At 44.7% G+C, this 1551-nt stretch carries 3 protein-coding genes; all 3 read right to left on the bottom strand.

The genetic code is table 11. From position 1 onward, the window contains the following. A partial coding sequence (locus COT43_06300) for an IS21 family transposase (GenBank protein PIS28473.1) occupies positions 1-776 on the bottom strand: 776 nt, incomplete at its 3' end. Next, on the bottom strand, positions 763-1095 hold the full coding sequence (locus COT43_06295) for a hypothetical protein (GenBank protein PIS28472.1): 333 nt from the start codon (positions 1093-1095) through the stop codon (positions 763-765). The genes COT43_06295 and COT43_06300, both read right to left, overlap by 14 nt. A gap of 109 nt (positions 1096-1204) precedes the next feature. Beyond that, the coding region (locus COT43_06290; GenBank protein ID PIS28471.1) for an IS3 family transposase at positions 1205-1551 on the bottom strand (347 nt) is incomplete at its 5' end.

The raw sequence follows: 1551 nt of genomic DNA, 5'->3' as shown, positions 1-1551 counted from the left end.
TTTACAGACAACTCAACTTTAGGTTTGTCTTTGGGGTGATAAGGACGGGCGGGCAAAACAACCGTCCCATAATATTCAGCCATATCCTGATAGGTCTCGTTTAAATCCGGATCGTATTTGTCAGCCCGATTGACCGCCGCTTTCATATTATCCGGAATGATCATTTCAGTAACACCACCAAAATATTCAAAAGCATGATTATGAGCAGTGATAATAGAGGGCTTTCTCTGATCCCGTACGGCTTCCGCATACGTGTAGCCACTGGCGCCTAACGCCGCCACAAATATCTCAACCTCTGTGATTTCTCCGGTTCTGGAATCGGCGACTTCGCCTTTCAGTCCCGAAAAATCCACAAACATCTTCTGTCCGGCTTTGTGAATTTGGTGCATGGAAATACTCAGGGTCTTTGACCAATCCCGATACAGTTGACAATACTGGCTGTAACCATATCCAGAACCGTCTGGATTGCCTTGTCGATATTCCTCCCAGAGCAATTGCCGTGTGACATGGCGCTTCTTTAACTCCGTATGCATCCAACCGAAATCCGGCATCTCGGCACGACTCGTTCGTTCCGTTGAAACCTTTTCTGGAAATAACGCCTGAATCAGTTGCTGATCGCTGAGTTCTTTCAATCTTTCCAAAGTCAGTCCCGATTCCCTGAAGCGTCTGAGATAATCCGATACCGTGGACTTCCGTAAATTCAATGCCTGACTAATCTGCCGTATCGATAATCCGCTCTGCCTCTTCAACTGGACAATTTTCTCAATTTCCGACATTCGCAGTCTCCTTTGCATTTTGATACATTCTCCTTTTAACGTTATTATAAAACGTCAAAAGGTAATCCAAAGAAAACAGAGCACCGAATGTGTCGCCAACCATTTTTGAAAAAAGATTCCGATTGAGCACGCTAAAGTGTCCGAATGTTTTTCGGAATCGCTGTCCGAATGCCTCCGGAATCACTGTCCGAATCATATCGGAATCGGTGTCCGAATAATGTCGGATTTTCCAGTTGGGCGGTCGGTAATAGAAATGATGTATTAGGTTTCCCCCATTAGCTGGAATCAAAAAGCCTGTTTTATAAGTGTATTTTCTCATCGCCGAACTGGTCTTTTTGACTGGCTTGAGCAGAGCACCTGAAGCATGCTCAAGATCAAGCCAGTCAAAGCAATATTGGTTTTTCTAAATTTCGATTTTTCCCAATTTTTCATTGTGCTTTTTTCAGATAATCTGCTTTTACTTCAGAGCCGAATCCGCTGGAATACATCTCCACTGGTGTCCGATAATTGAGCGCCTGGTGTGGTCTCTCCTGGTTGTAGAACTCAAAATACTGACTTAGTCGCCGATAGGCTTCAAATCCATCCTGATAATCATGCAGATACACTTCTTCGTACTTGACACTGCGCCACAGCCTCTCAATGAAGATGTTATCGTATACCCGGCCGCGTCCATCCATGCTGATTTGAATATTGTGGTCATTAAGGACGTTGGTAAATGCCACCGCGCTTAACTGACTTCCCTGATCAGTATTGAATACTGCGGGATGCCCTTTTC

It is taken from the genome of Candidatus Marinimicrobia bacterium CG08_land_8_20_14_0_20_45_22, from assembly GCA_002774355.1.
Classification (GTDB): domain Bacteria; phylum Fidelibacterota; class UBA2242; order UBA2242; family UBA2242; genus 0-14-0-20-45-22.
The sequence above is the reverse complement of the archived record's forward strand: the minus strand, read 5'-3'. Positions and strand labels throughout refer to the sequence as shown.

Excerpts from the sequence above, each read along its gene's own strand:
- COT43_06295 (PIS28472.1), bottom strand. The coding sequence starts at position 1,095 with ATGAGAAAATACACTTATAAAACAGGCTTTTTGATTCCAGCTAATGGG.